Annotated in this window: 10 protein-coding genes; 5 read left to right on the forward strand and 5 right to left on the reverse strand. The window is 37.1% G+C overall.

What is annotated here, in order from left to right; all coding sequences use genetic code 11:
- Nucleotides 1–229 precede the first annotated feature (229 nt).
- From acsn021_RS09615 to acsn021_RS09625, 3 genes are all read right to left on the reverse strand, one after another.
- Nucleotides 230–1636 carry a family 4 glycosyl hydrolase gene (locus acsn021_RS09615; RefSeq protein WP_184091051.1) on the reverse strand — a complete coding sequence of 469 codons (1407 nt, stop codon included), beginning with the start codon at nt 1634–1636 and terminating at the stop codon, nt 230–232.
- A gap of 143 nt (nt 1637–1779) precedes the next feature.
- The gene (locus acsn021_RS09620; RefSeq protein ID WP_207725103.1) at nt 1780–2235 is read right to left on the reverse strand and encodes a DMT family transporter; all 456 of its coding nucleotides are present in this window, start codon (nt 2233–2235) and stop codon (nt 1780–1782) included.
- 227 nt (nt 2236–2462) lie between these two features.
- Nucleotides 2463–2888, reverse strand: a complete 426-nt coding sequence (locus acsn021_RS09625; protein WP_184091049.1) for a DMT family transporter — start codon at nt 2886–2888, stop codon at nt 2463–2465.
- Between the two features lie 246 nt (nt 2889–3134).
- Between acsn021_RS09625 and acsn021_RS09630 the strand changes: the two genes are divergently transcribed.
- Nucleotides 3135–3830, forward strand: coding sequence for a cyclic nucleotide-binding domain-containing protein (locus tag acsn021_RS09630; RefSeq protein ID WP_184091047.1), 696 nt, complete (start codon nt 3135–3137; stop codon nt 3828–3830).
- A 139-nt stretch (nt 3831–3969) separates the two neighbouring features.
- The gene (locus acsn021_RS09635) at nt 3970–4719 is read left to right on the forward strand and encodes a hypothetical protein (protein ID WP_184091045.1); all 750 of its coding nucleotides are present in this window, start codon (nt 3970–3972) and stop codon (nt 4717–4719) included.
- A 129-nt stretch (nt 4720–4848) separates the two neighbouring features.
- Here the strand turns inward: acsn021_RS09635 and acsn021_RS09640 are convergent, their stop codons facing one another.
- Together acsn021_RS09640 and acsn021_RS09645 are read right to left on the reverse strand one after the other, a co-directional pair.
- Nucleotides 4849–8334 (reverse strand): glycoside hydrolase family 2 TIM barrel-domain containing protein, encoded by a 3486-nt coding sequence (locus acsn021_RS09640; protein WP_184091043.1) that lies wholly within the window; start codon nt 8332–8334, stop codon nt 4849–4851.
- Nucleotides 8335–8354: 20 nt separating this feature from the next.
- On the reverse strand, nt 8355–9263 hold the full coding sequence (locus acsn021_RS09645) for an AraC family transcriptional regulator (RefSeq protein WP_184091041.1): 909 nt from the start codon (nt 9261–9263) through the stop codon (nt 8355–8357).
- 430 nt (nt 9264–9693) lie between these two features.
- Between acsn021_RS09645 and acsn021_RS09650 the strand changes: the two genes are divergently transcribed.
- From acsn021_RS09650 to acsn021_RS09660, 3 genes are all read left to right on the forward strand, one after another.
- Nucleotides 9694–11850: a glycoside hydrolase family 3 C-terminal domain-containing protein gene (locus acsn021_RS09650; RefSeq protein WP_184091039.1), complete on the forward strand. Its 2157-nt coding sequence runs from the start codon at nt 9694–9696 to the stop codon at nt 11848–11850.
- Nucleotides 11851–11867: 17 nt separating this feature from the next.
- Nucleotides 11868–13844: an alpha-glucuronidase gene (locus acsn021_RS09655; RefSeq protein ID WP_184091037.1), complete on the forward strand. Its 1977-nt coding sequence runs from the start codon at nt 11868–11870 to the stop codon at nt 13842–13844.
- 74 nt (nt 13845–13918) lie between these two features.
- Nucleotides 13919–14860 (forward strand): ABC transporter permease, encoded by a 942-nt coding sequence (locus acsn021_RS09660; protein ID WP_184091035.1) that lies wholly within the window; start codon nt 13919–13921, stop codon nt 14858–14860.
- Nucleotides 14861–14912 lie beyond the last annotated feature (52 nt).

A 14912-nucleotide genomic window follows, 5' to 3' on the forward strand; every position in this document is an offset into this window, starting at 1 on the left:
ACACGTATTTGTGTATAGTGGTAAAACATTTAAGCGAAGGGGCAGGTTTGTAAATCAATGGGTGTAAATTTATTAAAAAGCCATAATCAATGCAGCAATTGCCTTGAGTATATAAAAGAAGCTCTATGATTAACCATTATACACGGAGAAATCATAGAGCTTCTTTAGCTTTATTAACTTTATTATTTATTAGGTTTATTTAAAGCCTTCTATAATAACACCGCTTAAATCAGACTTGTTCAGCCCATTCACTCGGAAGATAGGTTAAGGTGTTTTTAATCATATCATCAAGAAGTTTGCTTGCTTCTTCTTTTGTGCATTGATTCTTTATCAGAGGATCATTTAAGAATGCCTCTAAGGCTTTTTCTTTATTTATACTAATGGCAGCCTCCAGGATTAGTTCATGATTGTCCACATGTGGTTTTACTAAAGAGAGAATATTTTCAGGGATTTCTCCAGCCTGAATCGGGCGAACCCTATCACGTTCAAATACGGCATTGGTTTCAACGATAGCGGATTCTGGCAGGTTACTTATCTGTTTATCGGTGTTAGGAATGTTAACGTTGCTAATTACCCGCTCCAAACCGCATAATGCTTTAATAAGCAGGATGCCTTCTTCTCCGGAAGGTTTTAATTCTACGGTTTCTTCACCGGCAGCCAGACGTTTGCTTTTTGCCAAACGTTCTTCTAAATCCTTCTTTCTCCAGTCAACGGTTGTAAGTCCGAATTTCCAGGAGGTTACGGTTTCAGGATTTTTTAGATATTCATCACCGGGCATAAACTCGGCAAGATGCCTGTCACCGGCAGCTGCTATTAAGCCGTAGCGATTAAATAAATCAAACTTTACACGATGTGCACAGGAAAATGTTGAATTTGCCCAATTTTTATCTGCTTCATGATAACCCTCTTCATAGTTTTTAGCAATATAATCTTTATAGATTGGAAATAAATCAATACCTTTATAGGAAGCACTGTCAAACCAGGTAAAGTGGTTAATACCAAGCACATTAACATGAATGTCACTTCGGTTGACCTCCGAAAGTTTGAGAGAGCTTTCTAAAATACCTTTTAATACTTTTTGGGTACCAAATACTTCATGGCAGCAGCCAAACGCTTTAATGGCAGGAAATACATGATATAAGGTCTTAACACAAACGCTCATTGGATTGGTATAGTTAATAACCCATGCATTAGGAGCATAGTCCTTAACTGCTTCCGCAATTTCAACAAACATAGGAATTGTTCGTAAACCTCGAACCAGTCCCCCCGGACCTGCTGTATCACCAACGGACTGATAAATACCTAAGCGTTCCGGTAAATGTACATCCGATGCCATTTCATCAAATGTACCGGGTAAAATTGAAATTATAACAAAATCAATATCCGTTAAAGCCTCTTTTAAATTGGAAACGGTTGTATAGTCCCATTTTCCAACGGTGTCACTACGATTGGTTAAAGAGTTACCGATAATCTCGTTATTTTTAGCAGCTTCATTGTCAATGTCGTATAATCTGATTGTACCACTTAAAGCAGGCTCCATAGATAAATCTGTCATAAAGGTCCATGCCCAGCCTCTGGAACCGCCGCCAATATAGGCAATTTTTAAGTCTGATACTTTGTTATCTTTGTAAATCATAATAGCACCTCTCCTTAAAATAAGTAAGCCTTAAAACATATAATCAGCTCTACTAATAGAATATATCAAAAAGGTTATAATTTCTTATGTTATATTGTCTATATTTTGTCATATTCAAACGATATTAAACTAATTCGTATTTATTATTCGGTTTTCAGAGTAGTCTTTTTATCAAGGAAGAGATTATAGGTTAGTCCTAAGGCAACTAAAATACCACCAATTAGTTTTCCGGTCGAAAACTCTTGTAGTAGAAGATAATCAATAATGATACCAACAAAAAGCTGACCAACAAAAAGCAACAGAGTAAGATAAAAAGCTGAAATCTTAGGAGTTAAATAATTAGATGCCACAATAATAATAACACCGCCAAGCCCTCCTAGATAAGCCCAAAAAGGAATAGAGCTTACATGAACATAGGATAAGTCCACTGCTTCTTTATTGATTAAAAAGAACAATAGAGAAAAAAATAATCCAACAATGTAATTCACTAAGGTTCCCTGATAAGTACCGATTCTTGCAGCCAGATTCGAATTGATAATTCTGGCAATTACAAGAGTCACACCTGATAACATGGATAATAGCAAATAAATAATTAACATATATTATACCTCAGCCGCTGAATAAAAGTCAAAGGGTGAGCGGCTGTCCTTTCTGCAAAATTTCTAAAATGGTAAGTTAGGATAAAAAAATCTATTTCAACCTTTTTATTTCAACCTTTTTATTTTGACCTGTTCAAGTGTTTGAGTCATCAAAAATTAAAAGGCACAGGTGCTAAACCATGTACGTAGGTTTACTTTAAATGTTTATCCCAAATGTAAGACAATTATTATTTATAAACGGTCATAACAAGTATTCCAAAAACGATTAAGAGTAAGCCTACACTTTTCTTTGGATTGAATTTCGCAGTCTTCATGCCCAGGAGTCCAAAATGGTCAATAATCAAGGAGGAAACAGTCTGACCCAAAAGGCTTAATGCCAGATGCAGAGATACTCCAAGATTTGCATAGCTTACATTGGTAAGTAAAACAGTACCGATTCCTATAAAGCCTGCACTGTAAAGATATAAAGGGATACCCCTGTCAAGCTTAAAACGGGTTTTCGTAATTAGCAATACAAAAATGATACCAATGAGGCCTACTGTATGGATTATGATACTAGAGGAAAGATTACCGTAGGAAGCAGATAAAGTACCGTTTAATAATATCATAATAGAATTAATAGCCCCAATTAGTAATGTAATAACATAAATCATAAAATCACCTATTATAACACAGTTGCCGGCATATGTGTTATTTGCCTTTCTTCGTTTTAACGAAAATAAATGTATCACAGTATGATTGAAATCAGTTATGACATATGTCATAATAGTAAATAGAAATAAATAAATAGAAAACAATTAACACTATGGTACACAGATGGGAATTAGGTTTTAACGAAGAATAGATGTTTTAAACCTCTTGATTTGTACGTGTGTCAATGCACACAGATGGGAGTTAAAATGATCCGCATGAAAGATAAAGAAAAAATAAAAGTGTATACAAAAAGGTACTCTATGGAAGCGTTGTTCTCTCGGGATATGGAGAATTATATGGAATTGTTTTTCTTTAAGAAAAATGAATATCTTGTAAAGCACAGTGATAAAATCAGGTATTTGTTTTTTTTGGTGGATGGAAAAGCAAAAGTTTTTACTACCTTAAGTAATGGTAAGTCACTTTTACTTTGTTTTTACCAACAGTTTATGGTATTAGGGGATGTTGAAATCTTGGATTCGGATGAAGCTGGCAATAATGTTCAGGCAATTGAGGATACCTGTTGTATCGGAATTGCTATAGAACATGTCAGAAAATATCTAATGGAAGATGCAAAATTTTTACGCTTTCTTTGCCGCTCTTTAGGTGCAAAGCTAAATAGCTGTTCCAAAAATAGTTCTATTAATCTTTTATATTCACTGGAAACAAGACTTGCCACCTATATTTATACTACAGGGGAGAGGGTTAGGGATAGTGAAAGAGAGAGAATTGTTTTTGAAGAAAACCTAACAGAAATCGCTGAGCTTCTAGGGACAAGCTATAGACATTTATTAAGAACCTTACATTCTTTGTGTGAAAAAGGCATTTTAAAAAAAGAAGGAAGCCAGTATGAAGTGGTAGAAGAAAAGATATTAAGCAGTTTATCCGGAGATGTATATAGTTAGTTTGGGTATTATATATCAATCTTTGTTAGTAAATGATGAAAAATGGTAAAATATCAACTAAAATAGTGTTCCGTATTGGAGAAAAATATGGTAAAATAGCGGTATAAAGCAAGGGGAGAAAAGAAAAGAGGGGAAGATCATGCGTAAAACGTATATAATCATGTGTGTTACATCTATCATAATCCTGCCGGTATTGTTTTTTTTGACAAAAAATATTGTATTATCAGGATCGATTAATTTACTTTTAGTGAGTATTTATTATCTGGCTGTTAGTTTAATACAAAGCAGAAAACGATTACTTTTATTGGAGAAGTACTGTGACCCGGATATTTTTCTTGCCATAACAGAGAAGCAATTAAAAATGACTTCTAAAAAGCCTAAAATATATAGCGGACTTTTAATAAATAAAGCTGCCGCTTTGTACCTTAAAGGAGATTTTTTACAGGCGAAAGACGTTCTTTTATCTATAGACAAATCGTTATTGTCTAGTAGTGACGGTTCACTGCTATTTTATACGGTCAATTTGATTTCCTGTTATTATGAACTTGGAGAGATATCTCAAGGTGAAGAAATGTATCAAAGGGAGGTACCAAAGCTAATACCGATTACAAAGCGTATGGAATTTGCTTTAGAACTACTTGCAGCAGAACGATTGTATTATATAAATGATTTAAATGAAAGCAAGGTAAGATTAACGAAATTATTAACCATGAAACTTAGTAAACGTGTTCATCTTAGTATTCTATACCTATTAGCAAATATTGATGATAAGAACGGTGATTATAAAGCAGCAGGGATAAAATTTGAACAGATATATAATGACGGAAATAAATTGTGGATTGCCATTAATTCAAAAAACAGGCTGCTTCAGTTTTCTAAACAATCATAAAGCTATGAGTATTATCCCATAAAGAAATAGTAATAACACAAGGGGCTGTTGCAGTTTAAGCTATAGGAGTAGCTTTGTAAGAGCTCCCTTGTGCGGTTTATTTAATACTTCATTTCTATATTTAAAATCTTATTGAAACCGAAACCATTTAAAGTCAAAACGGGAACCAGGAAGGAAAACAAATGAAATGTTTTGTTTTCCTGAAATTGGTTCTAGATTGAATTCCCTGACAACATAATCCTCTGAATAAGAGAATTCAACAATACAGTGTTTTTCGCCCTCCTCACCAGCGAAAATAAGATGCAGTGTATTATTATCTAGCGGGGAGTGGCCGCAGATTAGAACTTTAGTAATTATGTTGTCTTCAAAGTCGAAGTCCTCAAATACAATGGTTACATTATTACCAATATCAGTGATTGCAGCGTCTGTAAGTGTATAGGTATCACCATAAATCCGGCTATAGTCCAAGATGCTAAGGTGCTCCATGGCTTTATTAAGCTTTGTAAAGTAAAACCCTTTTAAATGTATCTTTCGATAAAGTACAAAGCTGATAGAGGTTATTCCCTTCAGACGTTTGGGAAGCTGATAGTGTTCCTCCTGGTATACATTCCAGATGGAGGGCTTTTGATAGGTAACTGTAGTAAGAAGAATACCGTCTGTTGTTTCCGCGTTTCCTTCCCAAATCTCAATCGAAAATTCTTCGCCATCCAGAGAGAAAATAGGTAGTGTAATCTGATCTGAACCATAATCACCAAAATTAATACCTTCAAAGCCAATCATACTTTTACCGTCTCTGGCAGTTGCGATACCTCTTTCATTGCCATTGGTCAGGTTATCTGTACCAAAAGTATAGATTCCAGCAGATACCAATTCATACGGATTGATGAATGCTTTACCAAAATCATGAATGTAAAATTCCATCTGAGAATAAAGTCGAATCTTGTCAGCGCCATTTTTAGCAGAACAGCGGACGTAGACCATACCGTCTCCAATCGCTTTTAGTTGTACTTTGTTACCATGGCCAGTTAATAACGCCAGATTAGTATCGATTCCGGCAGCATTGGTTACTCTCCATTCAACTTCGGTATAAGTAGTATGTTCAGGATGTAATATAACCATAACAGGCAGAAATGGAGTATCTTTTGACAGAAGGTTACCCTGAGGGCAGATAATTTCTAATTTTCTAAGGGGTATTTCATCCACTAAACTTACTGCTTCTGTGTGAGTTTGAGCGGTTATAGGGTAGTAACCATATTGGTAATTTGTTTCTTGCAGCCCGACAGAAGAGGGAAGGGAGTCAAGGACAATTTCAACCGGCTTTAAGCCTTTGGAAGTAGCTTTAACAATTATCTTGCCAGAGGAGGGGGTGGAGGCGATTACAGCCAGTAGCTTTCCGCTATATAACTTGCGGCTGTATCCTTTGTATTGGTCATAATCCGTGCTGTCACCGTTATCAAGACCGATTAGATGGCCAGGACCTTTAATTTCTAAATATATTCTGTTATTGGCATTCTCAACCGGAATTCCCTTTTTATCCAATGCATGGATTTCAATAAATGCCAATTCTGACCCATTACTCAGTAAAGTCTGCTTATCGGTTGAAGCAGCTAAAGCGTAAGCATCACTAAAAGAAGATTTTTCTTCCCAGGCTATAGGGTTATTCGCCTCATCATAGGCTACGGCTTTTAAAACACCGTCACTGTAAGGAAGTTGCCAGTGCCCCACAAGCTTTTTACCATTTTTATGGTCTATTTCAAAAATTCCTTGTGAAGTTCCATTAAAGAACAACTCAATTCGCGGTGCATTAGAACAAATACGGATGTCAATAAGCTGTCCCTTGGAAAAATCCCAATAGGGAAAGATATGTATCATGGGCTTGAATCTATAATCCGTCCATTCAGCTTGATAAATATAAAAAGAATCTTTAGGAAAGCCGGCAGTATCAAGCTGACCGAAATAAGAATTCTTTGTGTGATAAGGAGTGGGTTCACCTATGTAATCAAAACCGGTCCAGATGAACTGGCCGGGTGAATAGGAAGCGTCTCTGTCAGCAATAATACAGGCTTCCGTGCTTTTTGCACCCCAGCTTGTTGAACTGTTTCCAAGTGAAGAGCATTGTTCATCATCATCAGCTAGGAGGGGCTGGTGATAAGGAAAATGATATATGCCACGGCTTTGAACAGTTGAACTGGTTTCACTGCCATAAATAATCCAATCAGGATATTCTTTATGATGAAGTTCATAGTATCTTTCCCCATAATTATAGCCTGCAAGTTTTACCACATCAGCACATCTTCTGGCATTTTCCCAAGGCATGTAATTGGAGCCGATAGTGACTCTGGCATTTTGTTTCGGATCATGGATAAGTACAGCATCCTGTAGTTTTTTCGTAAGAAGCAGACCTTGTTCTCCGGCGTGGGTGTCATAGATTTCATTGCCGATACTCCACATAAGCATACTTGGGTGGTTTCTGTCACGGCGTACCCAGCAGTCTATGTCCCTTTTCCACCAATCTGCAAAAAAACGGGCGTAATCATAAGTAGTTTTACTGCGTTCCCACATGTCAAAGGCTTCCGATACAATCAAAAGTCCCATTTCATCTGCCAAATCCATGAATTCTACAGCAGGCATGTTGTGGGTAGAACGGATAGCATTTACGCCCATTTCTTTTAAAAGTACAAATTTTCGGCGGATGGCATCTTTATGCACAGCGGATCCCAGACAGCCAAAATCATGATGTTCGCAGGCTCCATGTAATTTGAAGCTTCGTCCATTTAAAAAAAAGCCCTTCTGACAATCAAATTCAAAGATTCTATAGCCAAATTTTTGTATATATTGATCAAGCATGCTGTCCTCGGATAAAAGTAAGGTTTCCAAACGGTACAAAGAAGGTGCTTCAATATCCCACAGAGCAGGATTTTGTACGGTCAGGTTTCCTTTGTGAGATATAAGCAACGGTTCTGTGCCCTTGTAAGAGGGTGCAATGCTTGTTGTATCAATAGGAGTTTTAGCGGTTGCAACCAGTTTATTGTCTTTATCTATTATGGAATGCTGCAAATATAGTGTTTTATAGCGTTTTATATCTTTCAAACAAATCTCGGTGGTTACTTCCGTAAGCCAGTTATTTTTCACCGGTTCTGAATGAATATAGATTCCATCCGGTACCAGATAATTATCAGGATAGGCCTTTAACCAGACATTACGATAGATTCCTGCACCGGAGTACCAGCGGGAATTGGGTGATTGAAAGACAACCTGGACATATAGCTCATTTTTACCGGGTTGTACAAAATCAGTAATATCTAATTCAAAGGTAGTGTATCCATACTTCCAGGTTCCCACAGGCTTGCCGTTGATGTAATAATAGGAATTCATATATACTCCTTCAAAGCGAAGGCAGTAGCGGTTGTAGGAAGTTAAATTACATAACTCGAAGGTTTTATGGTACCAGCCTTCTGCAGACTGATATAAATTCGCAGTATCATATATCAACCAGTCATGAGGTAGGGTTACAGGTGTCCAGATAATATCCTCTTTTATGATATCGTCATAGGTTGATGAGATAGGAAATTTGGCAAAACCCCAATCTCCATTAAAAAGTATATTCGCAGTCATTCTAATTCCTTTCAGTGTAATCAGAGCTGTTGTTTGGCTTCATTCTTAAAGTGGCTGACCATTACCGAGTGAGTCCCGTGAAGACATTTATACTCTGTGGGAGTACAGCGTTTATAGGTTTTAAATACCCGGTTAAAGGTTGCAAGACTTATAAAACCAGAGCGCATGGCAACCTCAGTTACCGATAGATTAGGGTCTATCAAAAGCCGTTCAGCGTGCATTATACGATGCTTGTTTAGATAACTGTAATAGGACATTCCGGTAAATTGCTTGAACAGTCTGGTGAAATGAAATTTACTAAAACCTGCCATGGCGGCCAGATCCTCCACTTTAATATCTTCTGTACAATGCTCATTCATGTAATTACATACTTGTAAAAATTTATCTATATACTCGTGCTGTTTTTGACTTTTGGTGCCTGGAAAACGATTTTCTCCTTTCATACAGTTTCGTCCCAGAATAACGAAAAACTGTATAAGCATGGAGTAGGCAGAGGCTTCTTTTAATAGTGATTTGCTAAAATATTCTTTTTTCAAATTTAATAATATGTTTTTTAATAAGCGGTGTAATTCTTCACTACTTTCCTTTGTAATAACGATACAGGGATGAAACAAATGAAAGGCAGAATCAAAACCGGTTAGATTATAGAGCAACGAGCAGTCAAACTGTAGGATAATACGCTCTCCAGATTCCGGTGCAAACAACTGATGAAGTTCACCCGAAGGCAGAACTAGGATTTCTCCGGGATTCAAAACATGTTTTGTATCATTGACAATCACTGTATAGATATTATCAATGGGCATAATAATTTCACCCGCGGTATGCCAATGAACGGGATAATCCTCGGCCTCCTGGTTTAAATAAAGTCTGATTCCAAAATGCTCAAGGTAGGAAACGGTTTCTCTGGTACCATTCAGTATTTCTATCATTGGGTATCAATCCTTTCTTAAACATAAATAATTAGGTGATTTTGGTGGGTTCCATTGCACGAAATGACTGTTTTGCAATCACCTAATCAGTAACAAATGTTCATATTATAAATAAAACGCAAATATAACTATTAAGTTAATAAGCTAAAATGGATAACACCTATACAAAATGCCTTATTAATTATTTAAATAAACAAAACATATGTATAAAATGATGAAGCTTTATTCTGCTAATCTTAAGTATGAACTGATATTTATAATAAAATAATAGCACAAAGTGATCGGTATTGCATGAAATTATTTCAAAATAGCAATATTTGATTAATGAACAGCAATATGTAAGAAGAATCACATGTCAAAAAGCTATATAATTAACCTAAGATTTTATTAAAAATGTACAATTTACATAAAGAAAGATGGTGCAAAGAATATGACAGAGTTAACTAAAAATCGGGAGAAAATCATCTCGTATAAGAAACGTGCAGAAGAATTGGTAGGGCAGATGACGCTTGAAGAAAAAGTATTTCAGATGCTGCATTCTGCACCGGCTATTAAAAGGCTGAACATAAAGTCTTATAATTGGTGGAATGAAGGGCTGCATGGAGTAGCAAGAGCCGGGGTTGCGACGGTCTTTCCTCAGGCGATTGGGCTTGCTGCAACCTTTGACGAAGAATTGCTAGAAGAGGTGGCAGATGCGGTTGCTACTGAAGCAAGAGCTAAATTTAATATGCAGCAGGATTTTGATGATACGGATATTTATAAGGGGTTAACCTTTTGGGCACCCAATGTTAATATTTTTAGAGATCCCAGGTGGGGAAGGGGCCATGAAACCTACGGTGAGGATCCCTATCTGACTACAAGGCTTGGTGTTCGATTTATAAATGGATTACAGGGACACGATGAAAATTATTTAAAGGTTGCTGCCTGTGCTAAACATTTTGCTGTGCATTCTGGTCCTGAGGATATCAGACACAGCTTTAATGCAGAAGTTTCATTGCAGGATTTAAATGAAACATATCTGCCGGCATTTAAAGCATGTGTGGAAGAAGGAAATGTGGAAGCTGTAATGGGAGCTTACAATAGAACCAACGGCGAAGCTTGTTGTGGCAGTGAGTTGTTATTGGTAAAGATATTACGAGGTGAGTGGGGGTTTGACGGGCATGTTGTATCGGACTGCTGGGCGATAAAGGATTTTCATGAAAATCATAAAGTAACAAGTAGTGCCGTTGAATCGGTGGCATTAGCCGTAAACCGTGGCTGTGACCTTAATTGCGGAAATATTTTTATATATTTGTTAGAAGCAGTAAAACAGGGACTTGTGACGGAGGAAGCAATTACAACAGCAGTAACCAGACTTTTTACCACTCGTATGAAGTTAGGATTATTCGATGAAGAGGTTAAGGTTCCTTTTTCATCCATACATTATAATCAGGTGGATACGGAAAAGATGCAGGAATTAAACCGAAAGGCAGCAAGAGAGTGCCTGGTACTTCTTAAGAATGATAATAACCTGCTACCTCTTGACAAATCCAAATTAAAAACCATAGGAGTAATTGGTCCTAATGCCAATAACCGTAAAGCCTTAATTGGTAATTATGAAGGAACAGCTTCCAGATATATTACCATATCAGAAGGGATACAGGATTATGTTGGAAAAGATGTAAGAGTACTATATTCGGAAGGATGTCACTTATTTCAGGACAGGATAAGTAATCTTAGCACAGGAAATGACCGTATCTCAGAAGTTAAGGGGGTTTGCAGGGAAAGTGATGTTGTCATTGCCTGTTTGGGATTGGATTCTGGTCTAGAAGGAGAAGAAGGAGATGCCGGCAACCAGTTTGCCAGCGGTGACAAGAAGGATTTAAGGCTTCCGGGCATTCAAGAAGAAATCTTAAAAACCATATATGAAAGCGGTAAGCCAGTTATATTGGTTTTATTATCTGGTAGTGCACTAGCAGTAGGATGGGCACAGGAACATATTCCGGCAATTATACAAGGATGGTATCCGGGAGCACAAGGAGGAAAGGCAATTGCAGAAGCTATCTTTGGTGAATTTTCACCGGAGGGAAAATTGCCTGTTACATTTTATCATTCCTCAGAGGAATTGCCTGCTTTTACAGACTATTCTATGAAGAACCGCACCTACCGCTATATGGAAGGTGAGGCACTATATCCTTTTGGTTATGGTCTATCCTACACGGATTTTAATATCGGTAAAGTAGAAATTGATTCAACGGTTATAACTGAAAGAGGCATACAGGTTACTGTAACAATAAAAAATAATGGGAAAGTCACCGGCGGTGAGGTAATTCAAGTTTATGTAAAGGCAGAGCGTTCCAATACACCGAATCCTCAACTGAAAGCTTTCTGTAAGGTACATTTACAACCGGGAGAAGAGCAAAAAGTAGTATTGCAGCTGCCTCAAAAAGCTTTCGGATTATGCGATGAATATGGTAAGATAAGGATATATCAGGGGAATTATACCATTTACGTAGGAACTACACAGCCGGATAGCAGAAGTCTTGCTTTGACCGGTAAAGAAACAAAGCGTTTTCTTGTATCAGCTGGTGAAGACAAAGAGGTTTAGAAAATGAGGTGACAACAATGGAGTATGGGAAAGCGTGGCTAAACTACCGTAGAATTGAAGAAAAAAGTTTTTGTAAATATCTTACTGGTATTTATTCACAGGTTGAGGATGATAAAATTAATTCTGGTATAAAAGAATTAAATATAGCTTTTGAAGGAATGTATGGTATAAAAATTCCTTTTAGCAGATGGGAAACCGATTCCGGCATTCAACTAAAAATAAGTAGTGACTTATCAAAAGAAGAGTATTACATACATCCAAATGGCAATGTATTTCTTATCGAAGGTGGATCGAGTACGGGAATATTATATGGAATTTTTCAACTGCTTAGAATGCTTATGGAAGAGACACCTGCTAAAGATATTGCGGTAAGAAAAGCGCCTGATAATCCGCTGCGGATGCTAAATCATTGGGATAACATGGATGGCTCCATCGAGAGAGGTTATGCAGGAGAATCCTTTTTCTTTCAGAAGAATAAAGTGATGGTTAATGAACGAACCAGAGATTATGCAAGACTTGTTGCATCAGTTGGAATTAACGGAGTGGTTATTAATAATGTTAATGTGAAGCAAGAAGCTACCAGACTGATTACCAAAGAGCATTTAAAAGAATTAAAGAAGATGGAAGAGATATTTGCGGCTTTTGGTATCAGACTTTTCTTAAGTCTTAATTTTGCAGCTCCTATGGAGTTAGGCGGTATGGCTACAGCTGATCCTTTATCACCGGAGGTAAAGGTGTGGTGGAAAGAAAAATTAAAGGAAGTATATGAACATCTGCCAAGGCTTGGAGGATTTCTCATAAAGGCAGATTCAGAAGGAAGACCCGGCCCCTTTACCTATAATAGAACCCATGCTGATGGTGCCAATATGCTGGCAGAAATTATTAAACCCTACAATGGTATCATTATCTGGCGTTGCTTTGTGTATAATTGCAAACAAGATTGGCGGGATAAGAAGACAGATAGGGCAAGATCTGGATATGATCATTTTAAACCACTCGATGGAGCTTTTTTGGAGAATGTAATTCTACAGATTAAAAACGGACCTATGGATTTTCAGGTAAGAGAGCCTGTATCGCCGCTATTCGGAGGTATGAGCGCAACGAATCAGATGATAGAATTTCAAATCGCCCAGGAATACACAGGACAGCAAAGGCATGTATGTTATCTTTTGCCAAGCTTTAAGGAGATTCTTGATTTTCGAACCTACTGTCAAGAAGAGAGAGATACCGTTGCAGACATTGTAAGCGGTAAAACCTTTAGTCGCAGCAATTGTGGTATGGCTGCCGTGGCAAATACAGGAAATGATTTAAATTGGACAGGACACGACCTTGCAGCGGCTAACTTTTATGGTTTTGGCAGATTGAGTTTTGATATGTCTTTAAGCAGTGAGAAGATTGCAAAGGAATGGATTGTTCAAACGTTTGGTTCCATTGAGAAGATTGTCAAAAACATATCCCAGATATTGTTAAACTCCTGGGAAACTTATGAAAAATATACCTCACCATTGGGAATTGGTTGGATGGTTAATCCTGGTCACCATTATGGACCTAATGTGGACGGTTATGAATATGACAGATGGGGCACATATCATAGAGCAGACCATAAAGGTCTTGGAGTGGACAGAAGTAGTGCAGGCACAGGTTATTCGACCCAGTATCACGAGTATAATGCCAGACTTTATGAATCTAAAGAAAATTGTCCGGAGGAATTATTGCTGTTCTTCCATTATGTAGAATATTCTTATCGTTTAAAAAGCAAAAAGACCTTGATTCAGCATATTTACGATACGCATTTTGAGGGAGTAGATGAAGTTGAAACTATGTTGGAACTTTTTGAAGAAGTAAAGGGTGATATGGATACTGATGTATATAATAGAATAGCGGCACGTCTTAAGGAACAGCTTCTTCATTCAAAGGAATGGCGAGATATTGTATGTTCATATTTTTACCGTAAATCAGCAGTTCCTGATGAAAAAAACAGGGAAATTTATTGAGCAGCAGTAAGGCTGTTTAAAGCATTGTAGCAAGCATTAATTTTTTTGTACAGATTATAGAAAGTGGTGACAAGATGGCAAGAAAAAAGAATGAGAAATCAAAATCCGCAAAGCAACCTTCCCTGCTAAATCATATTAAGAGGGAATGGCGTTTGTACACCTTCCTTATCATACCCATTACATATTTTATTATCTTCAAATATACACCTATGGCGGGGAATGTAATTGCTTTTAGAAAATATAGGGGTGGTCCTAATTTATTTGGAACGGAATGGGTAGGTTTTTCTTACTTTAAGATGTTCTTTAAGGATGCAACCTTTTGGAGAGCTTTTCAGAATAATATAACCTTGAGTATCACTTATTTGTTATTCCGCTTTCCCTTGACCCTGCTATTTGCTTTACTTTTAAACGAATTAAGAGGAAAAAGGGTTAAAAAATTCGTACAAACCGTTTCTTATCTTCCTCATTTCATTTCTATGGTAATTCTTGCCGGTATGATAAAAGAAATGGTTTCCTTAAATGGACCCATTAATTCTTTAATAGCAAGTTTAGGTTTTGAAAAGATTGGATTTATTTCTCAGCCTCAATGGTTTCCGATACTGTATATTGTATCCGGTATATGGCAGGGATTGGGTTGGGGAACTATCCTCTATCTAGCAGCAATGACTGGCATTAATACAGAATTATATGAAGCTGCAAAAATTGACGGTGCGAATCGTTTTCGTTTGGCCTGGCATGTAACTATACCCGGGATTCTGCCCACTATCATGACCTTGCTTATTCTTGATATTGGTGGACTTATGGGCTCTAACTTTGAAAAGATATTGCTCTTATATAATCCGTTAACCTATGAAACTGCAGATGTTATTTCTACTTACGTATACCGTATGGGTATTACAGGGGGTAATTTCAGCTATGCAACAGCAGTCGGTCTATTTGAAGGCGTTATTGGTTTAATTCTGGTGACAACAGCCAATCAAATTTCAAAGAAAACGGCGAAAGCAAGTCTGTGGTAGGTAATTGTGAAACAGCCATTTAAGCATTTTTAAAAAGGAGTTTCGTAATTAT

It is taken from the genome of Anaerocolumna cellulosilytica (assembly GCF_014218335.1).
Taxonomy (GTDB): Bacteria; Bacillota; Clostridia; order Lachnospirales; family Lachnospiraceae; genus Anaerocolumna; species Anaerocolumna cellulosilytica.